At 42.9% G+C, this 13871-nt stretch carries 12 protein-coding genes; 10 read left to right on the top strand and 2 right to left on the bottom strand.

Annotated elements, in window-relative coordinates; all coding sequences use genetic code 11:
- The first annotated feature begins 30 nt into the window (after positions 1-30).
- Positions 31-753, top strand: coding sequence for a LytTR family DNA-binding domain-containing protein (locus tag AB5170_RS06590; protein WP_226815623.1), 723 nt, complete (start codon positions 31-33; stop codon positions 751-753).
- Here the strand turns inward: AB5170_RS06590 and AB5170_RS06585 are convergent.
- Positions 728-994: a DUF6783 domain-containing protein gene (locus tag AB5170_RS06585; RefSeq protein ID WP_334284952.1), complete on the bottom strand. Its 267-nt coding sequence runs from the start codon at positions 992-994 to the stop codon at positions 728-730. The genes AB5170_RS06590 and AB5170_RS06585 overlap by 26 nt on opposite strands.
- 11 nt (positions 995-1005) lie before the next feature.
- A complete protein-coding gene (locus tag AB5170_RS06580; protein WP_195476890.1) occupies positions 1006-2241 on the bottom strand; it encodes a nucleotide sugar dehydrogenase in 1236 nt (411 codons plus the stop codon).
- Between the two features lie 246 nt (positions 2242-2487).
- Between AB5170_RS06580 and bsh the strand changes: the two genes are divergently transcribed.
- The 9 genes from bsh (at position 2488) to AB5170_RS06535 (ending at position 13608) form a co-directional block, all read left to right on the top strand.
- Entirely contained in the window at positions 2488-3462 is a 975-nt protein-coding gene (gene bsh, locus AB5170_RS06575) for a choloylglycine hydrolase (protein ID WP_195476892.1), read from the top strand.
- A gap of 199 nt (positions 3463-3661) precedes the next feature.
- Complete coding sequence (gene lon / locus AB5170_RS06570) at positions 3662-5935, top strand: endopeptidase La (RefSeq protein WP_368361286.1); 2274 nt, start codon at positions 3662-3664, stop codon at positions 5933-5935.
- Positions 5936-6166: 231 nt separating this feature from the next.
- The gene (locus AB5170_RS06565; RefSeq protein ID WP_368361285.1) at positions 6167-7795 is read left to right on the top strand and encodes a DUF1002 domain-containing protein; all 1629 of its coding nucleotides are present in this window, start codon (positions 6167-6169) and stop codon (positions 7793-7795) included.
- Between the two features lie 348 nt (positions 7796-8143).
- On the top strand, positions 8144-8755 hold the full coding sequence (locus AB5170_RS06560) for an ECF transporter S component (protein ID WP_173734859.1): 612 nt from the start codon (positions 8144-8146) through the stop codon (positions 8753-8755).
- Positions 8756-9072: 317 nt separating this feature from the next.
- Complete coding sequence (locus AB5170_RS06555; RefSeq protein ID WP_148461162.1) at positions 9073-10275, top strand: class I SAM-dependent rRNA methyltransferase; 1203 nt, start codon at positions 9073-9075, stop codon at positions 10273-10275.
- Between the two features lie 141 nt (positions 10276-10416).
- On the top strand, positions 10417-10830 hold the full coding sequence (locus AB5170_RS06550; RefSeq protein ID WP_118577786.1) for a hypothetical protein: 414 nt from the start codon (positions 10417-10419) through the stop codon (positions 10828-10830).
- Between the two features lies 1 nt (position 10831).
- Entirely contained in the window at positions 10832-11686 is an 855-nt protein-coding gene (locus AB5170_RS06545) for a DUF5685 family protein (RefSeq protein WP_173734860.1), read from the top strand.
- Positions 11670-12329 (top strand): J domain-containing protein, encoded by a 660-nt coding sequence (locus tag AB5170_RS06540; RefSeq protein ID WP_173734861.1) that lies wholly within the window; start codon positions 11670-11672, stop codon positions 12327-12329. Before AB5170_RS06545 ends, AB5170_RS06540 begins: the two co-directional genes overlap by 17 nt.
- A gap of 292 nt (positions 12330-12621) precedes the next feature.
- Positions 12622-13608, top strand: a complete 987-nt coding sequence (locus AB5170_RS06535) for a diaminopimelate dehydrogenase (protein WP_368365054.1) — start codon at positions 12622-12624, stop codon at positions 13606-13608.
- The last annotated feature ends 263 nt before the right edge of the window (positions 13609-13871 follow it).

Genomic DNA, 13871 nt, shown 5'->3' with positions numbered 1-13871 from the left:
AGTCAAGTACAAGGAGGCTTTGGGAGAGCTTTGGTAAACAGAATTGCCATATGTGACGACGTGGAAGTTGAGCGTTTTGTGCTGAAGCGTCAGTTGATGGTGTACTTTCAGACAAATGGCAGGGAGGCGCAGATCCAGGAATATGAATCTGGAGAGAGCCTCCTTGCAGACATTGAAGAGGGCTATATATGGCCAGATCTGATTTTTCTTGATATTTATATGGGCGATCTGAATGGAATGGACACGGCACGGAAGCTGCGTGACCTGGGAGTAAAAGCGCCTATTGTATTTCTGACTGCTTCACCTGATTTTGCGCTTGAAAGTTATGAGGTAGAAGCATCCGGCTATCTTCTGAAACCTGCAGAAGAGAAGCAGACCACAGCAATTTTAAACAGACTGCTGAAGTCTGAGCTTCGCAGGCGGATTTCAGTGAAATGCAGAAGACAGTATCGTTATCCTTTCGTGGATGAAATTTTATACCTGGAAAGTGACCGCCATACAGTAACCTTACATATGCTGGATGGTTCGGTGCTTGAAACTGCGGAAAAACTTGGGAATCTTGAGAAAAAGATAGAGGATCCCCGTTTTTTGCGTTGCCACCAAAGCTTTCTGGTAAATATGGATCACATTACAGATGTAGAAGAGGAGTTTTTACTCCGAAATGGAGAACGGGTTCCCATTCGCGTGAGAGGACGTAAGGATGTGCTGGATGCTTATAATCACTATTTCAGGATAAAGTCATCCGGCAATTGAAAGAGAGCAATTGCCAGTATGGTGAATAAAAAACGGATTTCATAGACAACAGGCAGGAAACACAGTGATTAAACGGAGCTATTGCTCTCTTGATCGCTATGTTTCCTGCCTGTTTTTGTATGGTGCAGATTGCGGTATATTTTGCTCGAATTCGACCTACGCAGCCCGCTGCGGCGCCCTCATCCGGGCAAAATCTCCCACAAATTGTGATGTACATCTTGCGGAAGCCTTTTTTAGACACGCTTTCGTTTCTTAATCCCTGGAAAACAGATCCCTTGTATAAACCTTTTTCTTCACATCGTCCAGGACCTTGTCATAACGGTTCGCCAGAATACACAGGCTTTTTTCTTTAAACTCTTCCAGATTATTTACAACCTTGCTGCCAAAAAATGTGGAACCGTTTTCCAAATTGGGCTCATAGATGATGACAGTGGCGCCTTTTGCCTTGATCCGTTTCATAACACCCTGAATGCTGCTTTGCCGGAAATTATCGGAATTACTCTTCATAGTGAGGCGGTAGACGCCGATAACCACTTCTTTTTCCAGGCTTGACTGATAAAGGTTGTCCTCATTGTAGTTGTAATAGCCGGCTTTTTGCAGTACCTGATCAGCAATAAAATCCTTTCGGGTACGGTTGCTTTCCACGATTGCGGACATCATATTCTGAGGAACGTCGTTGTAATTGGCAAGAAGCTGTTTGGTGTCCTTAGGCAGGCAGTAGCCGCCGTAGCCAAAGGAAGGATTATTGTAATGAGTTCCGATCCGGGGATCCAGACAGACTCCATTGATAATATCGCGGGTGTTCAGCCCCTTCATTTCCGCGTAAGTATCCAGCTCATTAAAATAGGAAACACGAAGTGCCAGATAGGTGTTGGCAAAAAGTTTTACAGCTTCTGCTTCCGTATATCCCATGAACAAGGTGTCGATATTTTCTTTGAGAGCACCCTCCTGAAGAAGTGCTGCAAAAGTATGAGCTGCTTCTCTGGTGTGCTCATCACAGGAGACAATGATCCTGCTTGGGTAAAGATTGTCGTATAGGGCCTTGGACTCTCTGAGAAATTCCGGGCTGAAAATAATATTGTTATTGTGAAACTTCTTTCGGATAGATTCTGTGTAGCCTACAGGAATCGTAGATTTGATCACAATTGTGGCAGCAGGATTCACCCTTGTGACCAGGCTTAGTACAGCTTCAACAGCGGAAGTGTCGAAATGATTTTTCCTGCTGTCATAGTTGGTGGGGGTGGCCACTACCACAAAATCAGCCTCTGCGTAGGCGGATTCTCCGTCTGAGGTGGCCGTAAGATCCAGTTCCTTTTCCGACAGGTATTTTTCGATATATTCATCTTGGATTGGAGATTTCTTCTGGTTTATCAAAGCAATCTTCTCCGGAATTATGTCAACTGCAACAACATGATTATGCTGAGCCAGCAGTACAGAAATAGAAAGCCCTACATATCCGGTACCTGCGACTGCAATAGATTTATTCATGGTAAGTTCCTTTCTTAAAAAAGTGTGAAATCGGGAAAAAAGAGTTTAAATTTTCACAGTTTGTGCTACAATATATAACACTAATGATGAACCGTTCATGCACAATTTTTATAAATAATAACATGACAGACTGGAAAATACAACGCCTTGGGAACTTTTTGGAATATGCAGATTACAGAACGTTACCAGTGAACAGTAATACAGAACTGACTTTTAAACAGTCTCGGATGAATGGAGGAACAGAATATGTGTACAGCAGCAACCTATAAAACAAAGGATTTCTATTTTGGAAGAACTCTGGATTATGAGATTTCCTATGGAGACCAGGTAGTGATCACGCCTAGAAATTATGTATTTGATTTAAGAGAAGGCGGTCAGCTGAAAAGTCATTATGCCATGATCGGAATGGCATGTGTTATGGAGAACTATCCGCTGTATTATGATGCGGTCAATGAGAAAGGTCTTGGAATCGCCGGTCTTAATTTCGTTGGAAATGCCAGCTACAAGAAGCCTGTAGAGGGGAAAGACAATATTACTCAGTTCGAACTGATCCCATGGATTCTGGGAAAATGTGCTACAGTGAAAGAAGCACGCCAGCTTCTTAAGAATATGAACCTGATTGACACCCCATTTCTTCCTGATCTGCCAGTTGCGCAGCTGCACTGGATTATTGCGGACAAAGAGGAATGTATTACCCTGGAGTCGTTGGAAGAGGGAATGAAAATATATGATAATCCAGTAGGTGTCCTCACAAACAATCCGCCCTTTAACTATCAGATGTTTAATCTGAACAATTATATGCAGCTGGCTGTGGAAAACCGCAGTAACACGTTTTCAGAAAATCTGGAACTGAATCAGTACAGCCGGGGAATGGGTGGCATGGGACTGCCGGGAGATCTCTCCTCCCAGTCAAGATTTGTGCGGGTGGCCTTTGTAAAAATGAACTCTCTGTCCGGGGATTCAGAAGAAGAAAGTGTAAGCCAGTTTTTCCACATTCTTGGCAGCGTAGACCAGCAGAGAGGCTGCTGCAAGCTGGGAGAAGACAAGTATGAGATTACGCTATATACTTCCTGCTGTAATACAGATAAGGGAATCTATTATTATAATACTTACGACAATCACCAGATCAGTGCTGTGGATATGTACAAGGCGGATTTGGATGGTGAGAAGCTTTATACCTATGCGCCCATAAAAGGGGAACAGATCAGAATGCAAAATTAGCTCCCGTTTCGAAATAAATGTTTCAAAAAACTACCATGTTCCAGAAAGAATGTTCGATTCTTATTGCAAAATTTTAATTTAGTGCTATAATGAACTATCATAGATTCAGATGGCGAATTCATATGAGTTCGCCATTTTCTATAGAATAAATCTGGCACTCATATTAAAGGAGTGCTAACAATACAAGGAGGAAACATGTATGATTACAATACCAGTTTATGAACTTCTTCTTTTACCGGAAGTTACATTTTTCTTTAAAAAAGATATGTTTCCGGAAGGCAGAATTAAAGAACAGAATATCGGAGAAGAAATTCTCTTCGTTTTACAGAAGAAAGAAATAGCCCCAGAGGAAATTTCCATGGAAAATATTTTTCCAGTGGGCGTGATGGGAATCATTGAGAATATAGACGAGGAAGGCAGCGTCAAGATTACTACCAGAAAAAGAGTGCAGGTGACTCATGTAGAATATACTGACGGCATGGTTCAGGCAGAAGCGGTAGATCTTCCGGATATCCAGGATATCTCCCCGGAAGAAGAAAAGGAGAAATTTGATAAGATCAAGAAAGAACTGATGGATTTTGCAAAAGGCTTTCAGTGGGGCGTCTGGGTACGCAGCATGATCTACCATTGGAAAAGCTATCCGGAAGCCGTCAGTGCCCTGGCTGGTTACATGAGCCTTTCCTGGGAAGAAAAATACCATATGATCGAGGTGGATTCCAGGAAAGAACGCATGCATCTGATGGAAGAGGCTGTCTATGAGCTGATGGAGATTTTCCGTGTCAGTGAGGAAGCTGAGACTGCGCAGAAGAACTCCAATGAGAAAGTTTACCGGGAGTCCGCTATCCGGAAGCAGATCGAATTTCTTCAGCAGCAGCTGGACGAAATGCATCCGGAGAATATTTCTGATGTGCGCCGTTTCCAGAAGAAAATCCAGGAATCCGGCATGAATGAGGAAGCACGCAAAGAAGCTGAAAAGGTGCTGAACCGCATGAAGCAGGAAGGAAAAGACAGCCATGAGTATGGCATGCTGTACGATTATCTGGACTTTGCCACAAGTCTTTCCTGGAAGCCAGAGGAACCTGCTGAAATTGATTTGAATGAGGCAGAACAAATCCTGGATGAAGACCATTATGGGTTGAAAAAAGTAAAAGAGAGAATTATCCAGCAGCTTGCTGTTATGGCTCTTAATAAGAAACAGTCTGGTTCCATTTTATTGTTTGTAGGTGCACCTGGAACTGGAAAAACCAGTATCGGACAGAGTATTGCCCGTGCGCTTCACCGTAAATATGTGCGTATCAGTCTTGGTGGAATCCGTGATGAAGCGGAAATTCGAGGACACAGGAGAACCTACATAGGTGCTATGCCAGGCAGGATTATGGAGGGAATGAAGAGAAGCGGAGCCGCAAATCCGGTTATGGTACTGGATGAGGTGGACAAGCTTGCCAAAGATTACGGCGGTGATCCGGCAAGTGCTCTTTTGGAAGTGCTGGATCCGGAGCAGAACGGAAGCTTTACAGATCATTATATGAATGTTCCTTATGATCTTTCCAATGTGCTTTTTGTGTGTACAGCCAATTCCACCGATACCATTCCTGAGCCATTGCTCAATCGTATGGAAGTAATCCAGTTTCCTGGATATACTGCAGTAGAGAAGTTTCAGATCGCGAGACGTCATCTTTTGCCGAAAGCAATGAAGAGCATGGGAATCAAAGCCCAGAATCTGAAGGTGACAGATGAGGCAATCCGCCGCATTATTGAAGAGTATACAGCGGAGGCTGGTGTCCGCGGACTGAAGAAGCAGATGGATGTGTTATGCAGATATGCAGCTGTGAAGCTGGTAAAGGGTGAGCAGAAGAGCATTACGGTAAGTGAGAAGCGTGTAGCAGAATTTTTGGGACATGGAATTCATCATGAGAAGATTCTGGAAAACCCAGTGCCTGGAGTTGTAACCGGTCTTGCCTGGACCAGTGCTGGTGGAGAAATCCTTTTTATCGAAACTTCTTTTACAAAAGGCGATGGAAAGGTGATCATTACCGGACAGCTTGGAGATGTGATGAAAGAGTCCGCCCAGATTGCCATTACTCTTGTGAAGTCCCTCTATCCGGAATTTGCAGATAAATTCAAGGAAAATGATCTTCACATCCATGTGCCGGCAGGAGCAGTTCCCAAGGATGGCCCATCAGCAGGCATCACGCTGGTAACTGCATTATCCTCTCTGGTGACAGGAAAGCCTGCACCAGCAGAAATAGCAATGACAGGAGAAGTTTCCCTTCGCGGCGGTGTTATGCCTATTGGCGGATTGCCGGAGAAGCTGATGGCTGCCCAAAGAGCTGGCGTAAAGCATGTGTTTATTCCATATGAGAATATGGATGATCTTGATGATGTGGCCGATGAGGTAAAAGAGAAGCTTGAGATTACACCAGTTAAGACCGTGCAGGAGGTTCTGGATTGCTGTTTACAGCTCGCCAGATAACAGGCTCTGGAAAAGCTGCTGATATAATAATTTTTTTACCAAAACATATTTTCATGTTCAAAGAGAGAATTAACAATTAAAATTACAAAAACTATAAGAAGTATGTTATAATAAGTGTACTAAATGAAACAACTGCAAAGACAGAAGTGCAGTGCATGGAAGCTGTTACAGAGTATGAGGCTTTCATTACAGATCAGATTATAACCCAGACAGAAAGTTGGAGGAAAAGTTATGAAGAAAGGTAAATTATTAGCTACGCTGCTCTGCAGCGCATCAATGGTTATGGGAAGCTTGGTTCCCACGGTACCGGCTATGGCAGATGCTATGAAGGTTGTTACACTTGGCGCAGATCTTTCAGATGAGCAGAAGAACACCATGCTGAAATATTTTAAAGTAGATTCCAGCCAGGCACAGATTATCTACGTTACCAATCAGGATGAGAGGGATCACTTAAGTTCCTATGTTCCGCTGGAGCAGATTGGTACAAGAACAGTGAGCTGTGCTTATGTGAAGCCTACCACATCCGGTGGTATCAAGGTTCGTACCGCCAATTTGAACTGGGTTACCTGCAATATGATCGCAAGTTCCCTTTCCACATCTGGTGTTACCAACTGTGAGGTTGTTGCTGCCTGCCCGTTTGAAGTATCCGGTACAGGAGCACTGACCGGTATCCAGATGGCATATGAGACTGCCAGTGGACAGAAACTTGATGAGACCAAGAAGAAGCTTGCTACTGAGGAGATGGTAGTTACAGGTAATCTTGCTGATTCTGTAGGAAAGAATGACGCTACCACTGTTATCAACCAGGCGAAAATGCAGGTTATTGCAGACAATGTTCAGAATGCAGATGATATCTACAATATTGTTGTAAATATCTCCAATAATAACAATGTAACTCTTACAGATGATGAGATTAATACCATCGTAAACCTGCTTCAGCAGATTTCCCAGCAGGACTATGATTACTCTGAGATGCAGGAAACTCTGGAGCGTGTAAATGACAATGTAACAGGAAAGGCAGAGGAGAGCAGTGATTCATCAGATGATGAGGACAGTATTGTGGATAATGTAGACCAGAGTGCTCTTGGTGACAATGTTATCGAGAGTTCTACAGAGGATCCGGGACTTGCTGAGGAGACTGGAGCTGCAGACGAATCCGGTGAAGAATCCTGGGAAGAATTTCCGGCTTCTGATGATTCCAGCGAGAACACAGATGGAAGTACAGATGAGTCAGCTGATGGTGACATCAGTGAAGTTGGCGGAACAGATACTGGTGATGGCAGTGATTCTTCCGCAGAGATCACAGATATATCCCAGCTGAATACAGATTTCCTTGGCGATGATGCGAAAGCGAAATTTGAAAAAGCGAAGACCTTCTGTCAAGGAGAGTACAGCGGTGATGAGGATGCTCTTTACGAAGTAATGGGAGATGATGCTGCAGTTACTGTAACACTTGATTCCGACACAGGCAACAAGCTTTCCATCAAGGTTCTTCAGAAATACCTTGGTATCCTTGGAAATGGTGCTGTTTCCTATCAGGAGGATGGAACTGAGAAATACATTACACCAGAACTGAATATGCTGGATAAAGAGATGAAGAAACTTTTCGGCATTGATGTGATCGATGATGGTGAGTCTTCTGAGGATATTGATGTTCTTGGCGATGCAGTATCTTCTGATGATAAAGATACCCTGTATAAAGATACTATGAAGTTCTTTGAGAAACTTTATGGTGAGAGTTCAGAATCCAGTGATTCAGCTGACGGCTCTGAAAATGTGACAACAGATGAAAGTGCTACAGATGAAGTAGGCGATGAGTCTTATGACGAGACTATTGATGAAGAGTCCTACGAAGAATAACAGACCTGAATTCGGAAGAATACTGTTGAATAGTATGTGTTGATGCTCCAGGAGATGACATGTCTGCTGGTGGAAAAGGTACAGAAACTGATATCCAGTGGGATATTGGGGACTGTACCTTTTTTTGCAGAAAATAACTGTCCTCTTAAAAATAATCAAAACTGTCTATTGAAGACATACCAGTATCTCGCTATGATAAGTGCTAATTAGATACTGCAGTATAAAAAGCAGTGATTAAACAGGAAACATTGGAGCTTGTTTGAGAAATCATTCCTGCAACTTGTGAGGCACATCTTGCAGAATGTTTTTTCAATATGTACCAGGTTTCCGGGAAAGAGAGAGAAACCTATGAACAAACAGAATTCTACCATTATGAAACTTGCAGAGACTGCACTTCTTGCAGCACTTTGCTATGTATCTTTTACATTTTTGCAGATTAAGATTCCGGTACCGGGTGGAGATGCTACTTCTCTTCACATCGGAAATACCTTCTGCGTGCTTGGAGCTCTGCTTCTTGGCGGTTGGTACGGCGGTCTTGCAGGTTCTATTGGAATGACTATCGCAGACCTTATGGATCCGGTTTATATTACAGGAGCACCCAAGACCTTTGTACTGAAGCTTTGCATCGGTCTTATAACAGGCCTTGTAGCCCACAAGATTGCAAAGATCAATGAGACGAACGACAAGAAATACGTATTCAAATGGAGTCTGATCGCTTCTATTGCAGGTCTTGCTTTTAATGTGATCGCAGATCCCATCGTTGGCTATTTCTATAAACAGTACATTCTTGGTCAGCCCCAGGAAGTAGCGAGCATCCTTGCGAAATTAAGCGCCGGTGCTACATTTGTAAATGCAATTGTATCTACAATCCTGGTTGTGATTATTTACAATGCAGTTCGTCCGGCTCTTATTAAGGCAAATCTGATTCACGTACATGTAGCTGCAGCGAATGCGAAATAAGAAGAAAATAACCTTCTGGAAAAGTCAGAATATGAGATAAGTGAAAGCTCTGGAATGTCTGAACCGTGTACCGCCATTGAAAGTCAGATTTAGAATCTGACGATAGGAAGCGAGTTCAGGCAGTCCGGAGTTTTTTTTGTGTTGTTAATGAGACTGAGATGTCTGTTAAAAAAAGAAGATGAATGGCTGGCAGTTTATAAAATTTTAAGATTAGTGAAATTTTTATGACTTTTTCTCAGAACCCCTGGAAACACTGGCAAATTGAGAAATTGTGTGCTACAATGTTACCTAAATCGCAAAAGCAAAGGAGTAGTGCTATGAGTCTGGCAGTAGTAACCCTGAAAAAGGGAGAAGGACGTCTTTTGAAATCCGGCGGAATGTGGATTTTTGATAATGAAGTAGCTTCTATTATGGGAAGCTTTGTAAATGGAGATATTGTACTGGTTCATGATTTTGACGGATATCCTCTGGGAAGAGGATTTATCAATACGAATTCCAGGATTGTGGTACGTCTTCTTTCAAGAGATGAGAATACTGTGATCGATGAGGAATTTTTTGAGAAAAGAGTGCGGGATGCATGGGAGTATCGTAAGAAAGTAACGGATACTTCAAGCTGTCGCGTGATCTTCGGAGAGGCAGATTTTCTGCCGGGTTTTATTGTGGACAAGTTTTCTGATGTGCTGGTGGTACAGTCCCTTGCACTTGGAATCGACCGTTATAAAGAGATGCTGGTGGAACTTCTGAAGAAAGTTCTGGCAGAGGATGGTATCCGGATCTGCGGCGTTTACGAGAGAAGTGATGTGAAAGTACGTAAGCAGGAGGGAATGGAGCCATATAAGGGCTTTATTGGTGAAGAGTTCCCTACTTTGGTTGAAATTGTAGAAAATGGTGTAAAATATCAGGTGGATGTAAAAGACGGTCAGAAGACAGGATTTTTCCTGGATCAGAAATACAATCGTCTGGCAATCCAGAAGCTTTGCAGGAATGCCAGAGTTCTGGACTGTTTTACCCATACTGGTTCTTTTGCTTTAAATGCAGGATATGCAGGAGCGAAAGAAGTAACTGGTGTGGATGCTTCACAGCTTGCAGTTGATCAGGCTACAGCCAATGCAGCTTTAAACGGACTTTCTGATTCTGTAAAATTTATCTGTGAGGACGTATTTGATCTTCTTCCGAAACTGGAAGAGAAAGGCGAGAAATATGACGTGGTAATTCTGGATCCACCTGCATTTACCAAGTCAAGAAGTTCTGTTAAGAATGCAGTGAAAGGCTATCGTGAGATCAATCTTCGTGCCATGAAACTGGTGAAAGACGGCGGCTTCCTTGCAACCTGTTCCTGTTCACATTTTATGGATTACCAGCTTTTTACCCAGACCATCGGTCAGGCAGCCAGGAATGTGCATAAACGTCTCCGTCAGGTAGAATATCGCACCCAGGCACCAGATCATCCGATCTTATGGTCTGCTGATGAATCTTATTATCTGAAATTTTATATTTTCCAGGTCTGCAGCGACAGATAGGAATAGACGGAATGATTGTTGGTTGTTTTGTGAACCGTAATAGTGAATGTACAGAATCAGGAATAGGGAAATAATATAATAACATAAGAGAGACAGAAACTTATTTCAGGAAGATAAGTTCACAAGAAAGAAGGTATTTTATTGAAAGAAAAATTTATGAGATTTATGCAGGGACGAAACGGAGTAGATCAGTTCGCAAGATTCACTATGGGAGTAGCACTGGCTGCTATTGTGCTCACCTTATTTACTGGGACCAGAAGTGGAATCGGCGCATTTCTGGATCTGTTTGGAATGGCTGCCATTGTTTATACTTATTTCAGGATTTTTTCAAAAAATATTTCCAAACGTTATCAGGAGAATCAGAAGTATCTTCAGATGACGGATAAGCTAAGAGCCCGTTTCCAGAAAGAGAAGCGAATGATGAGCCAGCGCAAGGACTATCATATTTACAGCTGTCCTGGCTGCGGTCAGAAAATCCGTATTCCCAGAGGCGGATTTAAGAAAGTGGAGATTGAATGTCCCAAGTGTCATACCAAATTTATAAAGAGGCGCTGATATGTTTGGATATATTGTAATGAACAAGCCGGAGATCAAGATGAAGGATTTTGACATGTACAGAACCTTTTACTGCGGACTCTGCAGGGAACTGCGTGAGAAATACGGGATATCCGGCCAGATTACATTAAGCTATGATATGACTTTTGTGATCATGCTTCTTTCCGGCCTTTATGAGCCAAAGACGTACAAGGGCACTACCAGATGCATTCTTCATCCTGTGAGAAAACAGCCAGTTCGAAAGAATGTGATGACAGAATACTGTGCAGACATGAATATACTTTTAACTTATTATAAATGTCTGGATGACTGGAACGATGACAGAAAATATGTGAAGCTTGGTTACGCCAGGCTTCTCGAGGGGAAAAATAACCGTCTGTTAAAACTTTATCCAGATAAGGCGAAGCGGATCGTCGAACTTCTGGATGAGCTTTCCGCTTTGGAGAAACAGGGAGAGACAGATATAGACAGAATGTCCGGGATTTTTGGGCATATTATGGAGGAGATTCTTGCTTACAGGCAGGATGAGTGGGATAAAAGCCTTCGAAGAATTGGCTTTTATCTTGGCAAATTCATCTATCTTCTGGATGCATATGATGATGTGGAAGAAGATGTGAAAAATAAAGATTACAATCCTTTCGCAGAAAAATATACAATGGAAGGGTTTGAAGGGGAAGTACGCCAGATCCTTATGATGATGATGGCAGAAACCTGCAGAGAATTCGAGAAGCTTCCTATTATTAAATATGGGGATATTCTTCGGAACATTTTATATTCCGGTGTGTGGTGCCGCTTCGAGGAAGTGAGCAGGAAACGCAAGGAAGAACGGGAGAAAGAACATGTTGGATCCATATAGCGTACTGGGAGTTTCCAGAAATGCAACAGATGAAGAAATAAAGAAGGCATACAGAAAGTTAAGCCGGAAGTACCATCCGGATGCGAATATTAACAATCCAAACAAAGATCAGGCAGAAGAGAAGTTTAAGGAAGTACAGCAGGCATATGAGCAGATCATGAGAGAACGCGAGTATGGAAGCAGTGGTGGATCTTCCGGCGGATACGGTAGTTATGGATATGGAGGATTTGGCGGCTTTGGAGGACAGCAGCGCCAGAGCACTTACGAAGATGAGGAAAGTGTGCGCAGACGTGCAGCAGCTAATTTTGTTCAGAGCGGACATTATCAGGAGGCTATGAATGTGTTGAATTCCCTTTCCCAGAAGAATGGAGAGTGGTATTATATTTCCTCCATGGCGAACATGGGAATGGGGAATAATGTAAAAGCGTTGGAGCATATTCGTGAAGCTGTGCGCCAGGAGCCGAATAATCAGCAGTACCGTATGCTCCTGAACCGGATGGAAGGTGGCGGAAGCTGGTATGAGACACAGCAGGGACCGTTTGGAGGAATGCCGGTGGCAGGGGATGATATGTGCCTGAAGCTTTGTCTGGCGAATGCGCTTTGCGGAATGTGCTGTCCGGGAAGCGGAGTGCTGTGTTGTTGATAAAGTAGAAGTTTATGATACTGTACCGTGGAGAAGGATGCCATTGTACAGTATTCTTTTTTGAGGTGTTTTGATGTTACCAGAGAACAGTAACCTTTGAATGACAGATTTTGTTAAAAATCAATTGACAAGAAAACTCGCACGTATTAAACTGTTAAAGCGTGAAATAGATATAGATACCGCAGACGTGAAGCATCTGACGTTCGTATGGGATAATACAGCTTTTGGGGGCTGCATGACCATTTGTGGGGATTGTGCATCTGGCGTGCGGTAGTATAGGAGGAATCAGATAATGAGTATTCGTATTGGTATCCTGGGATACGGTAACCTGGGACGTGGCGTAGAATGTGCGATCAAACACAATCTTGATATGGAACTGGTGGGAGTTTTTACCCGTCGTGCTCCTGAGACTGTTAAAATTCTGACAGAGACAGCGAAGGTATATTCTGTAGATGATGCTGAGAAGATGAAAGACCAGATTGATGTTATGATTCTTTGCGGCGGAAGTGCTACTGACCTGCCAGAGCAGACACCTAAGTATGCCCAGTGGTTCAATGTGGTAGACAGCTTTGATACCCATAAGAGAATCCCGGAACATTTTGCAAATGTGGATAAAGCGGCTTCTGAGAACGGTCATGTGGGAATTATTTCTGTAGGCTGGGATCCGGGAATGTTTTCCCTGAACCGCATGTATGCAAATGCAATCCTGACAAACGGCAAGGATTACACATTCTGGGGAAAAGGTGTAAGCCAGGGACATTCTGATGCAATCCGCCGTATCAAAGGAGTAAAAGACGGCAAACAGTACACCATCCCAGTTGAGTCTGCTCTGGAAGCAGTAAGAAGCGGAAAGAATCCGGAGCTTACTACAAGAGAGAAACATACCAGAGAGTGTTTCGTAGTAGCTGAAGAAGGCGCTGATCTTGCAAGAATTGAGAATGAGATCAAGACTATGCCGAACTACTTTGATGAATACGATACCACAGTACATTTTATTCCCGAAGAGGAACTGAAGCGTGACCACAGCGGAATTCCGCACGGTGGATTTGTAATCCGCACAGGCAAGACCGGCTGGAACGATGAGAACAGTCATGTGATCGAGTACAGCCTGAAACTGGATTCCAATCCGGAATTTACTTCTTCTGTAATTGTTGCATATGCCAGAGCTGCATACCGCATGAACCAGGAGGGACAGAAGGGCTGCAAGACTGTATTTGATGTTGCACCTGCTTACTTAAGCGCTCTGAGCGGAGAAGAATTAAGAAAACATCTGTTATAATCACTTTATAACAGGAATATTACAGAATTTATAAAAGGACAGTTCTTTTACATTGTGTGGGACTGTTCTTTTTTTATGGAAAATACCTTTGAAATCATTGCTTTTAAAGAAAAATAATACGAAAATATTGTGAAAACTTTACAGAGTTTTACTTTCGGGTTGACGATAGATGGAAACTGTAATATAATGAGCTACATAAAGCTGTAACAACTTTGTAAAAACTTGAAGATGATAATAACAGGGGTTGTGTTTGCTGGACTGCA

Source organism: Ruminococcus sp. RTP21484sp1_RTP21281st1_A8_RTP21281_210402, assembly GCF_040914025.1.
In the GTDB taxonomy this organism is placed as follows: Bacteria; Bacillota; Clostridia; order Lachnospirales; family Lachnospiraceae; genus Blautia_A; species Blautia_A faecis.
Note: the sequence above shows the minus strand (reverse complement) of the source record. Positions and strands in the feature narration are given on the sequence as shown.

Coding starts and splice junctions, on each gene's coding strand:
- AB5170_RS06580 (WP_195476890.1), bottom strand. CDS start 2,241: ATGAATAAATCTATTGCAGTCGCAGGTACCGGATATGTAGGGCTTTCT.
- bsh (WP_195476892.1), top strand. CDS start 2,488: ATGTGTACAGCAGCAACCTATAAAACAAAGGATTTCTATTTTGGAAGA.
- lon (WP_368361286.1), top strand. CDS start 3,662: ATGATTACAATACCAGTTTATGAACTTCTTCTTTTACCGGAAGTTACA.
- AB5170_RS06565 (WP_368361285.1), top strand. CDS start 6,167: ATGAAGAAAGGTAAATTATTAGCTACGCTGCTCTGCAGCGCATCAATG.
- AB5170_RS06560 (WP_173734859.1), top strand. CDS start 8,144: ATGAACAAACAGAATTCTACCATTATGAAACTTGCAGAGACTGCACTT.
- AB5170_RS06555 (WP_148461162.1), top strand. CDS start 9,073: ATGAGTCTGGCAGTAGTAACCCTGAAAAAGGGAGAAGGACGTCTTTTG.
- AB5170_RS06545 (WP_173734860.1), top strand. CDS start 10,832: ATGTTTGGATATATTGTAATGAACAAGCCGGAGATCAAGATGAAGGAT.
- AB5170_RS06540 (WP_173734861.1), top strand. CDS start 11,670: ATGTTGGATCCATATAGCGTACTGGGAGTTTCCAGAAATGCAACAGAT.
- AB5170_RS06535 (WP_368365054.1), top strand. CDS start 12,622: ATGAGTATTCGTATTGGTATCCTGGGATACGGTAACCTGGGACGTGGC.